This is a genomic window from Sphingomonas sp. QA11 (assembly GCF_028473665.1).
GTDB classification, from domain to species: Bacteria; Pseudomonadota; Alphaproteobacteria; order Sphingomonadales; family Sphingomonadaceae; genus Sphingomonas; species Sphingomonas phytovorans.
This window is the reverse complement of the sequence record NZ_CP098774.1, coordinates 4,777,825-4,792,558: the sequence shown is the minus strand read 5'-3', so window position 1 is coordinate 4,792,558 and position 14,734 is coordinate 4,777,825. Positions and strand designations below refer to the sequence as shown.

12 protein-coding genes and 1 tRNA gene are annotated in these 14,734 nt (G+C 66.1%); 6 read left to right on the top strand and 7 right to left on the bottom strand.

Features of this window, described 5'->3' with window-relative positions:
- Positions 1–5 precede the first annotated feature (5 nt).
- Entirely contained in the window at positions 6–350 is a 345-nt protein-coding gene (gene rpoZ / locus NDN01_RS22195) for a DNA-directed RNA polymerase subunit omega (protein WP_272624204.1), read from the top strand.
- Positions 351–491: 141 nt separating this feature from the next.
- On the opposite strand, the gene NDN01_RS22190 is transcribed toward rpoZ, so the two are convergent.
- Positions 492–1,187, bottom strand: a complete 696-nt coding sequence (locus NDN01_RS22190) for an RlmE family RNA methyltransferase (RefSeq protein WP_272624202.1) — start codon at positions 1,185–1,187, stop codon at positions 492–494.
- A gap of 10 nt (positions 1,188–1,197) precedes the next feature.
- Positions 1,198–2,232, bottom strand: a complete 1,035-nt coding sequence (locus NDN01_RS22185; protein WP_272624201.1) for a Ppx/GppA phosphatase family protein — start codon at positions 2,230–2,232, stop codon at positions 1,198–1,200.
- A gap of 178 nt (positions 2,233–2,410) precedes the next feature.
- On the opposite strand from NDN01_RS22185, the gene NDN01_RS22180 reads away from it, so the two are divergent.
- Positions 2,411–2,484: transfer RNA gene (locus tag NDN01_RS22180), tRNA-Gln, on the top strand.
- A gap of 188 nt (positions 2,485–2,672) precedes the next feature.
- On the opposite strand, the gene NDN01_RS22175 is transcribed toward NDN01_RS22180, so the two are convergent.
- Positions 2,673–3,587, bottom strand: a complete 915-nt coding sequence (locus tag NDN01_RS22175) for a hypothetical protein (protein ID WP_272624199.1) — start codon at positions 3,585–3,587, stop codon at positions 2,673–2,675.
- A 545-nt stretch (positions 3,588–4,132) separates the two neighbouring features.
- Between NDN01_RS22175 and NDN01_RS22170 the strand changes: the two genes are divergently transcribed.
- Positions 4,133–7,807, top strand: coding sequence for a beta strand repeat-containing protein (locus NDN01_RS22170; RefSeq protein WP_272624198.1), 3,675 nt, complete (start codon positions 4,133–4,135; stop codon positions 7,805–7,807).
- Positions 7,808–7,851: 44 nt separating this feature from the next.
- On the opposite strand, the gene NDN01_RS22165 is transcribed toward NDN01_RS22170, so the two are convergent.
- Positions 7,852–8,070: a hypothetical protein gene (locus NDN01_RS22165; protein WP_272624196.1), complete on the bottom strand. Its 219-nt coding sequence runs from the start codon at positions 8,068–8,070 to the stop codon at positions 7,852–7,854.
- A gap of 68 nt (positions 8,071–8,138) precedes the next feature.
- Between NDN01_RS22165 and NDN01_RS22160 the strand changes: the two genes are divergently transcribed.
- On the top strand, positions 8,139–9,839 hold the full coding sequence (locus NDN01_RS22160) for a ShlB/FhaC/HecB family hemolysin secretion/activation protein (protein WP_272624195.1): 1,701 nt from the start codon (positions 8,139–8,141) through the stop codon (positions 9,837–9,839).
- A 25-nt stretch (positions 9,840–9,864) separates the two neighbouring features.
- Here NDN01_RS22160 and NDN01_RS22155 read toward each other — a convergent pair whose 3' ends face one another.
- The 3 genes from NDN01_RS22155 to NDN01_RS22145 form a co-directional block, all read right to left on the bottom strand.
- A complete protein-coding gene (locus NDN01_RS22155; RefSeq protein WP_272624193.1) occupies positions 9,865–10,044 on the bottom strand; it encodes a GntR family transcriptional regulator in 180 nt (59 codons plus the stop codon).
- A gap of 23 nt (positions 10,045–10,067) precedes the next feature.
- Complete coding sequence (locus NDN01_RS22150) at positions 10,068–10,826, bottom strand: UTRA domain-containing protein (protein WP_272624191.1); 759 nt, start codon at positions 10,824–10,826, stop codon at positions 10,068–10,070.
- Positions 10,827–11,040: 214 nt separating this feature from the next.
- Positions 11,041–11,595, bottom strand: a complete 555-nt coding sequence (locus NDN01_RS22145) for an HD domain-containing protein (protein WP_272624189.1) — start codon at positions 11,593–11,595, stop codon at positions 11,041–11,043.
- A 146-nt stretch (positions 11,596–11,741) separates the two neighbouring features.
- Here NDN01_RS22145 and NDN01_RS22140 point away from each other — a divergent pair, with 146 nt between their 5' ends.
- Both NDN01_RS22140 and NDN01_RS22135 read left to right on the top strand, forming a co-directional pair.
- Positions 11,742–13,883 carry a phosphocholine-specific phospholipase C gene (locus NDN01_RS22140; RefSeq protein WP_272624187.1) on the top strand — a complete coding sequence of 714 codons (2,142 nt, stop codon included), beginning with the start codon at positions 11,742–11,744 and terminating at the stop codon, positions 13,881–13,883.
- 5 nt (positions 13,884–13,888) lie between these two features.
- Entirely contained in the window at positions 13,889–14,647 is a 759-nt protein-coding gene (locus NDN01_RS22135; protein WP_272624185.1) for an acid phosphatase, read from the top strand.
- Positions 14,648–14,734 lie beyond the last annotated feature (87 nt).

Here is a 14,734-nt window from a genome sequence, read left to right as displayed (position 1 = left end):
CATTCATGGCGCGCGTCACTGTCGAGGATTGCGTCGACAAGATTCCCAACCGGTTCGATCTGGTGCTGTTCGCGGCCCAGCGTGCGCGGCAGATTTCCGGCGGCGCCGACCTGACGATCGACCGCGATCGCGACAAGAACCCGGTCGTCGCCTTGCGCGAGATCGCCGAAGAGACGGTGCGTCCGAATCACCTGGAGGAAGCAGTCGTTTCCGGCCTTCAGCGGGTCCAGGTCGACGACGAGGACACGCCCGACGAAATCGGCAGCCTGGCGGCATCGGCCGAGGCGCTTCGCCTCACCGCCGCCGCGCCGCCGCGCAACCAGAATCTGGGCGGCGACTACGAGGGCTGAGCCCGAAGTCCTGACGATACGAAGAGCCCGGGGAGCGATCCGCGGGCTTTTTCGTGCTTGTGATGCTCGCGCCCGGCCGGGCAATCCTGCCGTCACCCTGGCCCTCTCGACAAGCCCGAGGCATCCGGCACGACGCCTATTCTACTGATCCTCCGGCTCTTGAGGCACCGCTTCACGCCGGCCCTTGAAGCCCTGTGCCACGACATACCATTCGGACGAGCCCTTGCGGCTGGCGGGCGGCTTGGCGTGCTTCACCGTCCTGAAGTTGCGCTTCAGCTCGGTGACCAGCGACGCATCGGCACCGCCGGCGAACACCTTGCCGATAAAGGCGCCCCCCGGCTCGAGCACGTCGATCGCGAAAGCAAGGCCCGCCTCGACCAGCGCCATCGTCCTGAGCGCGTCGGTCTGGGGATGCCCCACCGTGTTGGCCGCCATGTCCGACAGCACCAGGTCCGGCGCGCCGCCGAGGGCCTCGGTGAGCATTGCGGGCGCGGCGTCGTCCATGAAATCCATCTGGAAGATGGTCACATCGTCGATCGGATCGACCGGCAGCAAATCGATCCCGACGATCGCGATCTTGGGCGAGCGCCGCCGCACCACCTGGGTCCAGCCGCCGGGCGCGATCCCGAGATCGACCACGCGCTTCACCCCCCGGAGGAAGCCGAAGCGCTCGTCGAGCTCGATCAGCTTGTAGGCAGCGCGGCTGCGATAGCCCTCCGCCTTGGCGCGCTTCACGTACGGATCGTTGAGCTGGCGATCGAGCCAACGCGTCGATTGCGCGGTGCGCCGCCGCGCCGTCTTGACGCGGACTCGAAGCCCGCCGCCGTCCTTGCTCACAATGCCACCTTCATAGCGCCTTCCCACCGATCAGCCGGCGCAAAATGCCTTCGCGGATACCGCGATCGGCCACGCCCAGCCGTTCGGCGGGCCATAGATCGAGGATCGTCTCGAGGATCGCGCAACCGGCAACGACCAGATCGGCGCGCTCGTTGCCGATACAGGGCAGGGTCGCGCGTTCGGCCAGACTCATCCGCGACAGGTCGGCGCTGATCCGCCGCATCGAGGCGGCCGGCACGATCAACCCGTCGACCGCCGAGCGATCATAATGCGACAGGCCGAGATGCACGCTGGCAAGCGTCGTCACCGTGCCGCTGGTGCCGAGCAGCCGCGGCCGCTCCATGCCGCGCGGCAGGCGGCCGGCAAAGCCGGCGAAGCTGTCCGCGACGAGGCTGCGCATCGCTGCATAGGCGGCGGCAAGCCCGTCCGGCCCCGTCCCGCCGCCGGCGAACTCCGTAAGCGACACCACGCCCCAGGGCGCGCTGTGCCAGTCGAGCACCACCGGCACCTTGGGCCGCGTGTCGACCAGCACCAGTTCGGTCGAGCCGCCGCCGATGTCGAACACCAGCGCCGGGTCCTCGCCGGGCTCGATCAGCGCGTGGCACCCGAGCACGGCGAGCCGCGCTTCCTCCTCCGCCGAGATGATGTCGAGATGGATGCCCGTTTCCTCATAGGCGCGCGCGATGAATTCAGGCCCGTTGCTGGCGCGGCGGCACGCCTCGGTGGCCACCGAACGCGACAGGGCGACGTTGCGGCGCTTGAGCTTGTCGGCGCAGACCTTCAGCGCGGCCAGGGTTCGATCGATCGCCGCGTCGCTGAGTCTGCCGGTCGCGGCGAGCCCTTCGCCCAGCCGGACGATTCGCGAAAAGGCGTCGACCACCGCGAAGCCGTTGCCCTGCGGCCGCGCGATGAGCAGGCGGCAATTGTTGGTGCCGAGGTCAAGCGCCGCGAAATGGCGCGCCTCCGGCCAACGCGCGCGTCCCGCCCCGGTGACCTTGCCGGGGATCGGCGCCGAACGGGCAGGTCTTTCCTGCCGGTACGGCATCTTGGGCGAATGATCCCCCATGCCGTGTGTACTCGCTTTTATGTTCTGCCGTCGCGGCGGCCGGAAAGGCCGCCGTTCGGTGCTTGAGGCAAAGGGTAGCGCAGGCAGTGCCGTGCGGCAAGCAGCGCGCGGCGTTGGTTGACAGCCCCGGCCTCGCCCCCTAGATCGCCCTCCGCGTTGCCCCGTCGTCTAATGGTAAGACTACGGACTCTGACTCCGTCTATTGAGGTTCGAATCCTCACGGGGCATCCATCTCCACCAGCCATCCATGAGAAGTAGCCGGATAATTTTCCGGACGGCGGAATGCCTTCCCGCATCATTCCCCATCCCGTCACGAGTCTCGACGATCGGGCGGCTCAGGGCGCCCGCATGCGAGGCATGCCGCCCTTCCAGCAGGCCTTCGGGTAGTTACATCGACTTCCCATTTTTTCTCATCGGGCTCACGCGCCCTTTTGCGCGGGCTTCTGGAGCGCGAGGGCCATGCCGTGGACGATGTCCACGCCCGCCACCGACTCGGCCACCCAACGCTGAACCGAGTCCCATAGCTCGTCCCGCACTTCGATGAAGAGGCCCGGCGGATCGCTCGATCGCAGCCAGCCCCGGTCGGCGGCGCCTTGCAGCACGTTGCGCGCATGCGTGCGCGACACGCCGCCGAGCGCCGCCGCGCGAGTATAGAAGCCCGGTCCGGTGCGATGGTCCGGCGCGTCGCGCACCTCCTGAATCAGTACCATCAACAGGCGCGTGCCGACGCTTTCGCGGATGAAATAATCGGCAGGCGGATTGCCGCCGACGATCCGGTCGGCAATCTCGAGCGTGGTGAGCGAGGCGGTGCGATAGGCGCGCTGATAGACCGGGTCCTGCCGCATCGCGCCGTGATAGTCGCCGTCGGGATAAAGCAAGGCGAGCGGTGCGTGGAACACCTGAAGCCATTCGCGATCCGCGGCGAGCATCTTCTCGGTCGGCTGCAGGATGCGGACCCGCGCATCGAGCGGTGAGCGGCGCGTGGTCAGGAAGTCTTCATCCTGCAGGCTGGTGACGAAGTCGGTGATACCGCGCCCCGGTTCGATGCACAGGCGCGGCAACAAGGCGTTAAGTCGTTTCATGGTCAGCCAGGTTTCCGGCCGGTCGCTTCGCTCCCCCGCGGCGAGGCAGACGATCAGCATGAAGGTGACGCCGCGATCATATTCGATCAATGACCGCAGCCGGCGATCATGGCCGAACAATGACACGAGCCCATCGACGAGGCAGGCCACAGCCTCCGAGAAGCGCGGATGCGCGCGCAGTGTCTCCGGGGTGTGGAAAGAAGGAATGGCGACAGCCGGGTCGATCGACTGCTCGATTGGCGATGTCTTCAAGCTGCTGACCTCCTACGAGCCGTGCCGCACGCCGAGAGACCGGGCTGCCCTGTTGCGCGAATCTCCCGCGATCATCGGATCGCGCGGATGCCAACACACCCAAAATGGTTTAATAATATCACGGATTCGTTTCGTCAGGCCCGCCACGTGCGATCGATCGAGTGTCACGCAGGTCGTGTGGAGGGGGTGACGGAGGCACTCGATCAGGACGGTCGCTGGATGGCCAGGGATGCCTTTTCCGGGATCGTTCCCCACGGAAATGCGCACAACGCCCGGTTTTTTCCTCCATATCGGAAGGCCCATCGCGGGCGCTGCTCAACCCGCCATGATCCGGTCGGATCACTCGCGCCGGAATAGTCCGCTTGTGTTCCGTTGAGTGGCGCCGAGGTTAGAATAGTTAAGGCTCCCCTAAGGCCCAGGCATGCGCCCGGCTTTCCGGTGGGGGATTCATGCATCGTCATTCCTTGGTCCGCTCGGCTGGACGTAGCCGTGCGCTCGCGACAAGCATTCTGGTGCGTGCGGCCATCTGCGCGTGCGTAAACGGCGTGGGCGCGACGGGTGCGCAGGCACAGACGGCGCTGCCCGCGGGCGGGGTCGTGGCATCGGGCACCGCGACGATCGCGACCGCGCCCGACAGCGTCACGATAACACAAACGACGGCGCGCGCGATCGTCAACTGGAACAGTTTCAACGTCGCGTCAGGCAACAGCGTGGTGTTCCACCAGCCCGATGCGGGCAGCGCGACCCTGAACCGAGTGACAGGTACGATGGGATCGGAAATCTCCGGGCAGGTTCGCGCCAACGGCTCGGTCTATCTCGTCAATCCTAACGGCATCGCGATCACCTCGACCGGCAACGTCAGTACCGGCGGCGGCTTCGTCGCCTCGACGCTGGCGATCAGCGATGCCGACTTCGAGGCCGGGCGCCTGAACTTCACCGGGTCCGGCGCATCGGCCCGCGTGGCGAACGGCGGAACGATCGATGCGGGGCAGGGAAGCTATGTCGCGCTGCTTGGCGGATCGGTCGGCAATAGCGGAACGATCAGCGTGGCCTATGGCCGTGTCGACCTTGCCTCCGGCGAAAGCATCACGCTCGATCTCAACGGCGACGGCTTCATGCAGGTCGCGGTGCCGATCACCGCCGTCGGCGGCACCGCCTTGATCGACATGGCGGGCACGATCAACGCCAGCGGCGGCATTGTCGAGCTCAGGGCGGCGACGGTGCGTGATGCGGTTCGCAACGTGATCAACCTGACCGGGGACATCAATGCCGATAGCGCGATCGGCAACGGCGGCACGATCATCCTGCATGGCGGCGACGGCGGATCAGTCAATTTCGCCGGCACACTTTCAGCGCGCGCCACCGGGACGACGGGTGATGGCGGCTTCATCGAGACGTCGGGCGCGAACATTTCCTTCACCGGCCTGCGCGTCGATACCTCGGCGGCCGGCGGCATGACCGGCACCTGGCTGATCGACCCGGTCGACCTGACCGTCGATGCGGGCGCCGCCGCGACGATCAGCGCCAATCTCGCCAGCAACAACGTCACGCTCGAAACCACCGGCAGCAGCGCGGCCGGCGCGGGCAACCAGACACCCGGCGCGGGCGACATCACGATCGACAGCGCCGTCACCTGGACCAGCGCCAACAGCTTAACGCTACGCGCCTATAACAATATCAACATCAACGCCGCGATCATCGGCACCAATGGCGGGCTGGCGCTCAGTGCCGGCAACGCCTCTCCCCGCATGGGCCTGATCAACGCGACCGGCACGGTCGATGTCGGGCTGTTCAACCTCGTCAATGGCGGCTGGTCGCAGAACAGCGCGGCACTGCCATTCTTCCACGCGACCGATTTCCGCTTCAGCTTCGCCAATGCCAGTTTCCGGCGCGTGACCGGCGGTGATGGCACCATGAACACGCCATTCACCATCGAGGACGTCTATGGCCTGCAGGGGATCGCCTCGGCGAACCAGCTCGCGCGCCAGTTCGTGCTGACCGCCGACATCGACGCCAGCGGCACGGCGCTGTGGAACAATGGCGCCGGTTTCGATCCCATTTCGCTTTCCGCACCGGTCTATTTTACCGGCACCTTTGACGGCAGGTCCCACGTCATCTCGGGCCTGACGATCAACCGCCCTACGAGCGATTATGTTGGCCTGTTCAGCGGCATCGACAGTTCGGCCACGATCAGCAATCTTACCCTGACCGGCCTGAATATCACCGGTCGGAGCCTGACTGCCGGCCTGACGGGCTATATGGGGTCGACCAACAACCGGATCACTAACGTGCACGTCGCCGGCACCGTTGCTGGCGTGGGCAGCACCGCCGGCAATATCGGTGGCCTCGTGGGCCAGCAGCTCCGCGGTACAACCAGCAATTCGTCCTCCGCCGTTAACGTATCCGGCGTCGCGCGGGTCGGCAGCCTGATCGGAACGGTGACCGGCACGGTGACAAATTCCTGGGCCAGCGGCACTGCCAGGGCGACCGGATCGGGTGGCGGCGCCTTTGTCGGCGGCCTGATCGGTGAATTGACGGGTGGTACGGTCAGCAATTCCTACGCCACCGGCACGGCGACACTCGCCAGCACTGGTAACAACGGCAGCGCGGGCGGACTGGTCGGGAACGTCGCGTCGAACAGCCTTGTCAATAATTCCTACGCCACCGGCCGTGTGTCGAGCAATTCGATCAACGGCAATGTCGGTGCTGGCGGGCTGGTCGGCACGCTCAACGCGAGCCGCATCCAGAACGCCTATGCGACCGGCGCCGTCGCCGGAGGCCAGAATGTCGGCGGCCTGGTCGGTAACGTGATCGGCGCGTCCAGTTCGATCAACGGCGCCTATGCCGCTGGCGAAGTATCGACATCGATGGTGGGTTACCAGGTCGGCGGCGTGGTCGCCCGGCTGGTCGCCGGTTCGATTACCAATGCCTATTGGGACAGCTATTCGACGCGGCAAAACAACGCCTTCACCACAGCCACCGGCACCGCGAGCAACGTATCCGCGATCACTTCTGATCCGAACCAGTCTGGCGCGGCGACCTATGCGTACAAGGCGGGTGCCTATGGCAATCTCGCGGCGGCGGCCGGTATCGGCACCGCGACCCCGACCGGCTTCGTGTTCCTGGCGGGCAATTCGACACGGCCGTTCCTTGCGTTCGAGGTGCCGACCAGTTTCACCACGACGACCGATGCCGGCGGCCGCCTGCTGATCTCCAACAGCCATCAACTGCAGTTGATCGGCTATGATCAGGCGCGCCTGTCGGGCAGCTACAGCCTGGCCGGCACTATCGACCTGGCTGAAACCGGTTCGGTCGTCGCGGGGACCCCGGGCTCCTATTCGGGCATGTGGTCAAGCGCCGGCTTCGTGCCGATCGGTACCGATGGCCTCGGCAATGTCTGGAACGGCACCGGCCATGCGCTGCTCGCGAGCATCACCAGCGGCACCTACGGCTTCACCGGAACGCTCGACGGCAACGGCTTCACGCTGTCCAACCTGCGCATCAACCGTCCCACGATCAAGAATATCGGGCTGTTCGGCCTGTCCTCGGGCACGCTGAGCAATATCAACGTGAGCGGCAGCATCAGCGGCCAGAACGGCGTCGGCGGGCTGGTCGGCATGCTCTATAATGGCGGCAGCGTCAGCGGGAGCAGCAGCGCGGTCACCGTCACCGGCAACAATCTGGTCGGCGGGCTGGTCGGCAACCAGAATGACGGATCGAGCATCACCCTGAGCAGCGCGAGCGGCGCGGTCAGCGGCGTCAGCAATGTCGGCGGGCTGGTCGGCTATGCCTCGGGCGCGACGATCACGCGGTCCTTCGCGACCGGCACCGTGGCGGGCACCAACTATGTCGGCGGGCTGATCGGCTATCAGTATAATTCGTCCACCGCCAACAGCTATGCCACCGGCCAGGCCGGCGCGTCGGTCAACACCGCGGGCGGGCTGATCGGCTATCTCTACGGCGGCAGCCTCACCAACAGCTATTCGACCGGCCTGGTGATCGGCACGCGGGGAGCAGGCGGACTGATCGGCCAGAGGACGAACGGTGCAACCGTCACCAGTTCCTACTGGAATATCCTGGCCAGCGGGCAGGCGACCAGCGCCGGGGGCACCGCCCTGACCGCCACCCAGATGCAGTCCCCCCTCAGCTATGCCGGATGGGACTTCGTCACGATCTGGAATGCTCCCGTCGCCAGCGCCTCTCCGGCACTCCGCCCCTGATCCCCCTCCCTTCGCGAGACCGAAACGATGACCGTCCACGACAATCACCACATCCCCGACACAGCACCAGCGCCCAGGCGACCCTGGACCACGCCCAGGCTCGAAACCCTCGGCAGCATGAACGACACCATGCAGGATGCAACCCAGCCACCCAATGACGGATCCGCATCCCCAAGCCTCAACGCTTCCTGAACCCCACGCCACCCTTCGTGAATGAAGACGATCGCGATCGACACCGTGGCGGGAAGCGCGTTTCCGCGCATGGGACAACGCCTTGATCCGGGGTTGCGGGCATAGAAGCGCCAGTGGCGGCGAGGGGAGAGTTTCGCTAGTGCGGCGCACGCGCCTCATCCTGTCAGCCGCGGGTATCGCAGGCTTTGTCACCGCATGTCCGGCACTGTCGCAATCGACCGCGCCGAGTTCGATCACGCCGCCGACGCTGAAGCCGCCACCGCCTGTCAACGACAATGCGGCCGTCATCCAACAGACCGAGGGGCTGACGGCGCCGAAGGGCGCCGAAGGCCTGGCCGTGCGGATTGAAGGTATCGATGTCGAGGGCAGCTTTGCCGAGGTAGCGCGGGAAACGAAGGCGATCGTCGCTCAGGTCGTCGGCCGTCAAGTAACGCTGGCTCGACTCTATGCCGTGGCGTCGGCCATTGAGGCGGCACATGCCCGGGCCGGCTATGTGCTGGCGCGCGTCGCGGTGCCGCCCCAGCAGATCACCAATGGCGGGCGCTTCCGTATCCTCGTGATCGACGGTTTCATCGAGAGTATCGATGTCTCCGCCGTGCCCGAGCGGGTCCGTCATAGCGTCGCTGCGCGGGCGGCAGCGTTGACCGGGCGACGCCACCTGAAAATCGGCGAGATCGAGCGGCCCCTGCTGCTGACAGGCGAGACACCCGGCCTGACACTGACATCGACGCTGACGCGCGGCCTGGAACAGGGCGGCACCCGATTGCTGCTAAGCGGACGGCAAAGGATCACTTCGGGCAGCCTGTCAGTGGAGAACGGGTTTGCGCCCGCGTTGGGCCGGTTTGGCGTGACGGCTCAGGCGTCCCTCAATTCGGCTTTTGGGCTTGGCGAGCAAATCTACGGCTTCGCGGTTGGCGGATACGACCTGCCCGGGAATTTCTATGGGGACGCCCCGGTTCGCGTGCTGGGCGGTGGCATCAATCTCGCGCCCGGCGAAGCGCGTTTCTCGATCAATCCGGAAGTCACCTTTTCGCGCACCCAGCCTCGGCCCCGGCCGGGCGTGCCGACAACGCGGGGCAATCTGCGCCGCCTGTCGCTGCGCGGCGGCTTCGTGGTCGAGAAGTCGCGCCGACAGAGTCTTTCGCTGAGCGGCGCGATCGAGCAGATTCGGGAATCGAATGACGCGATCGATTTCGGCGCTCGCCTAAGTCTCGATCGCTTCATGGTCGGCCGGCTTAGCGCGACCTATTCGGCGGCCCTGTCCGGTGGCGGGAGCATGGCGGCGTCGGCGCAGGTCAGCCAAGGGCTCGGGGGACTCGATAGCGATGCATTGCCGGCCGGCGTGCTCCCCTCGCGACAGGGCGCGGCGACCGATTTCACCAAAGCGACACTGGCATACCGCATCGCCATGCCCATCAGCGCCGGACTCGAATTCAGCCTTGCGGCGAGGGGGCAGACATCATTCGGCCGGCCGCTGTTCCGATCGGAACAGACGGCGCTTGAGGGAAACGATGCGCTGTCCGCCTATGTCGGCGGCGAAACGGCTGTCGATGCGGCGATCGTCACGCGAGCACAACTTGCGCGGCATTTCGCCTTCGGCCGACGCAAATGGTTGCGACTATCGCCCTTTCTGTTCGGCGCTGCCGGCAAGGGCTGGATCGAGCGAGCGACGGCGGTCGAACGCCCAGACCTTACCGCGGTCAATCTGGGCGCTGGCCTCCGCGGCGCGGTTCCCAAAGCCGGACTGGGATTCTCGCTGGAATATGCGCGGGGTGTTTCTGCGGTGAAGCAGTTCAATGATGTGGATCGGGTCGCGATATCCGCTTCGACGGTTTTTTGAGCTACATGCTTCGCCAGCGGCGGCCTCAGACGGGCTTCTCGGCCTCGAACCGCCCCAGCGCTTCCCGGATCGGAGTCCGCGAAATGCCGAGCTTGCGCGCGACCGCGTCGAAGCCGATCCAGGTCCCCGGTGCGATCTCCATGGTAACCAGCGTCGACGGGAGATGCTCATGCGCCCAGGCGACAAGGGTCGGAACCGGAACCATGGCCTGTCATCGGCCGGGGTGAATCACCCCCGGACGTCGAGATCGACATGAACGCGGATCGCGTCGTGCCGCCAATATTCCTGATCATATTCCACCACGCGCCCGTCCGCCGCGATGCTGGTGCGCACCACCAGCAGGCCCGGCGTGCCGGGCTTCACGCCCAGCGCGTCGGCGGCGAACTTGACCAGCGCGCAGGGCCGCATGTCGACCCGGTTGCGCACCACCGTGAGACCATAGTCGCCGGTGAGGATCTGGGTGAGCGAGCCGTCGAGCGAACGATCGACGAGGCCGGGCGCCATGGACGGATCGACGATGATCCGTTCGACCAGCACGGCGCGGCCGTCGATCGAACGGCGGCGATGGAGGTTGTACAGCGGCGTGCCGGGCGCGGTACGGAAGATATCGGCAACCGCGGGCGGCGCGGGCACCAGATCCTTGCTCAGCGTTTCGGTCGCCGGAATTCGCCCCTGCTCAGCGACATAGGTCATGAAGCCCGACCAGCGCGTGGGATTGTACGTCACCGCCGGCGGAGAGACGAACCAGCCGCTGCGGTCGCGCCGGTAGATCAGCCCTTCGGCCTCGAGCTGGAACAGGGCTTCGCGAATGGTGCCGCGCGCCGCGCCGCTATCGCCCTGGAACTGACGCTCGGACGGCAGCTTCGATCCCGGCGCCAGCTTGCCCATCTCGATGCCGAGCGCGATCTGGTCGCGCAGCGCCAGATATTGCGGACCGTCCGCGGTGTCGCCCTTGGCGATCGGAGTGAGTTCGAGTTCGCTTCGCATGGTGCCTGGACTGGAGATGACAGTGGGTGCGGAGGCAGGTCAAGCCGAAGCGTCGAACAGCCATGCAAGGCCCTGAAAATCCTTGATCGGGTTCAGTTCGACGCCGTATGTTTCCGGCTCGGAGACCCTGCTGCTGCAGGCTTTTCGGGATTCGCTGAGTTCACGCGCGGCGAATTGGTCTATGCCAGTTGTAAAACGGCGCGTCCGCAACCTTTCAGTTGGTTGCGATGAGCAGCGATTCGAGCAGCGGGCGATAGCTGGCCAGATCGGGCGGACGCCAGTCGGGGTGTTTGCCCATATCGTCGAAGCGGCGCAGCGTCACCGCGTCGGCAAAGAAGGGCTCGGCTTCGAACGCCCGCACCTCATCGGCCGACATCGGGCCGCCCTGCAATTCCAGGCTGATCGCCGAGGCACTGCTGAGTCCGGTCAGATAGGCGGGATCGATCGCGCACAGATAGCGCTTGGCCGCGACATGGAGCCGGACCGGTTCGGTAACCCCGCGCGGGAAATAGGCGCCAAGAAACAAAGAGCCGGAGATTTCGTGCCGTGCATCGACCCCGAGGGTTTCGGCAGCGTTGCCGGCATCATCCATGAATTGACCGACATCGTGCAACAACGCGGCGGCGATCATCATGTCCGAACAGCGATTGCGGCGCGCCAGCTCGGCCGCCTGGAGCGCGTGCTGGAGCTGCGTGGCGTCTTCGCCATAATAGAGCGTTCCGAAACGATTGAAGAGCTCGAAAATCCGGTCGATGACGTTCGCGGTCATGCTTCCTCGCTGGTTTGCGTGATGGCGAACGGCACCGGGAGCTGCCCGTTCACGCTGTTTCGCTGTCGTAAGATTGTAGCCTTACTGGACTATACCACTTTCAACAACGATTAGCGCGTTCGCGCGACCAAGAAAAGGGTAAAGCCATGGATCCGACGACGAGGCGGCATTTTCTGCGCATGGCGGGCGCGGGCGCGGCCGGATCGATTCTCCCGAACCTGATCGACCGGGCGCTGGCGATCCCGGCGAACAAGCGGACCGGCTCACTCCGGGATGTCGAGCATATCGTCATCCACATGCAGGAGAACCGCTCGTTCGATCATTATCTCGGCATGTTGAACGGCGTGCGCGGCTTCGGTGACCCGCGGCCGCTGCGACTGCCGGGCGGGCGCAGCGCATGGGCACAGCCGTCGGGGCAACATCCCGATGGCTATGTCCTGCCTTTTCACGGCGATTCGAAGACGACGCGTTCGTTCAAGGTCGATGGCGCCGACCAGTCGCACCAGGAGAATGTCCATATCTTCAATCGCGGCCGTTACGATCGCTGGGGACATAACGGCGCGCTCCAGAACCGGATGCTTCACTACACCGCGAGCGACCTGCCATTTTATTATGCGCTCGCCGACGCGTTCACCGTGTGCGACGCCTATCACTGCTCGACGATGACCCAGACTTATCCCAACCGGATGCATCTGTTCACCGGGTGCAACGGCGGCGGCACGGTGGGCGGCGACCCCGAAATGAGCAACTATGGCGAGGACGAGACGCCAAGCGCTGACATGGCGGAAGACCGAGCCCTTCGCGACGGGGCCTATCGCTGGACCACCTATCCCGAACGACTCCAGGCGGCGGGCATCGCCTGGAAGGTCTATCAGGAATACGACAATTTCGGCGACAATCTCCTGTCGATCTTCCCGCCCTTCCGCCCGGCACCCAGGGAGTCAGAGCTGTATCGCCGCGGCCGTTCCTGGGTCAGTGAGCATAAGGAGGGTGCGGACCGAAAGCGCTCCGATGGCGAGCAGCTCGTCGCGGCATTCCGCCGCGACGTGGAGACGGGCAAGCTGCCGCAAGTCTCGTGGATCGTCACCGCCGCCGATCTGTCCGAGCATCCGACGGCCGAGCCTTCCAGGGGAGAACATGTCACCGCCAAGCTGATCGAGGCGCTGGTCGACAATCCGGAGGTGTTCGCCAAGACCGTGTTCATCCTCAACTATGACGAGGCCGGCGGCTTTTACGATCACGCGCCGCCGCCGGTGCCGCCGGTGGGCGATTATCGCGGCCACAGCACCGTGCCGCTCAATGGCGAGACCAAGGACTATGGCGCGCTTGACGCCCAGGCCCCGGGCAAGCACCCGATCGGGCTCGGCATCCGCACGCCGGCGATCATCGTCTCGCCCTGGAGCCGCGGCGGCTTCGTCTGTTCGGAGCTGTTCGACCACACATCGGTGCTCCAGTTCGTCGAGAAACGCTTCGGCGTGCAGGAGCCCAATATCAGCGCATGGCGGCGGTCGGTGTGCGGCGACCTGACCTCGGTATTCGACTTCAGCGGATCGGATCGTGCCGCCGCGCTCAAATTGCCGATCACCGACGATTTCCGCGAGCGCATCGCGCAATCGCTCGCGGGGCCGGTCAATATGATTCCCGCGACGCAGACGCCTGCCACCCAGATGCCGGGCCAGCGCCCGCATCGTCCGCTGCCCTACAAGCTCGACGTGATCGCTGGCGTGACACCCGAGCGGCGCCTGCGAATCGAGATGATCAACCGCGGTACCGTCGGGGCGGCCTTCACCGTGCACGACAACAGCGATGCGCAGGAACCCTGGCATTATACGATCGGCGCGGGCGACCGTTTCGCCAGCGAGCAATGGCACGATGCCGGGCCGCTCGCCGCCTATGACCTCACGCTGCGGGGCCCGAACGGCCTGTGGCGCCGCTTCGCCGGATCGCTCGCGGCGCAGGCGCCCCGCGCCGAGGTGGTCCTGCTCCAGCGTCCGTCGGAGGGCGAGGTCGAGTTGCTGCTGCGCAACGGCGGCAGCGAGCCCATGGTCTTCGCGATCGCGCTCGACGGACATTATCCCGCGCAAGGCGCGCGGACACGCCGCATTTCCGTGGCGCCGGGCAAGCAGGTCAGCGACATCTGGCGGCTCGCGACGAGCGACCATTGGTACGATCTCACCGTCACGCTGGTGGACGACGCTGCGTTCCTCCGCCGCTTCGCCGGTAAGGTCGAGACCGGGCGCGCCGGGCGCACCGATCCCGGCATAGGCCCGATGCGCGTCACGGCCTGACCGCGATGCGCACCACCTTGCTGCTCGCCGCATGGCTGGCGCTGACCGCGACAAGCCAGGTCGGAGATACCGGCCCCTATCTGGCGCCCGGCCTCGTGCCCGACGGGGTGGCGATCCTGTCACCACCGCCCGCCCCCGGCAGCGCCGCCGCGCGGGCCGACCGCGCGATCTTCGTCGCCACGCGCGCATTGCGGGACACGCCGCGCTGGCGAATCGCGGCCGAGGATGTCGGCAACGCCCCGCTCGACCGCTATGCTTGCGCGCTCGGCATGAAGCTTGCCCCAGCTAGCGCGCCGGCGCTGACCCGGCTGCTCGACCGGGCGGGCACCGGCGATCTGGTGAACCGGGTGAAGCAGCACTACCGGGTGCCCCGCCCCTATCTCGGCACCGACTCGCCGATCTGCGAGCCCAGGACCGCGCATCTCGCCGGGAATGGCGACTATCCCTCCGGCCATGCCGCGAACGGCTGGCTCGAGGGACTGATCCTGGCCGAACTGATGCCTGAACGCGCGACGGCGATCCTCGCCAGGGCCCGGGCCTATGGCGAGAGTCGCGCGGTATGCGGCTCGCATTCTGCGAGCGCGGTACAGGCAGGCTGGATGGCGGGATCGGCGATGTTCGCCATGCTCGGCGGCGCTCCCGGCTTCCAGCGCGACCTGAAGGCAGCCCGGGACGAGCTGGTCTCGATCGGCTCAAATGTGCCCGCGCCCGATCCGGGGCAATGCAAGGCTGAACAGGGGGTACTGGCCGCACGGCCCTGGTGAGGAAAGGCACCCCGCCAGCGTCACAAAATCGACGCCAATCTGGTTCATACCAGTCCTGACAATTCGCAGGACTTCCATGCCGCCCGC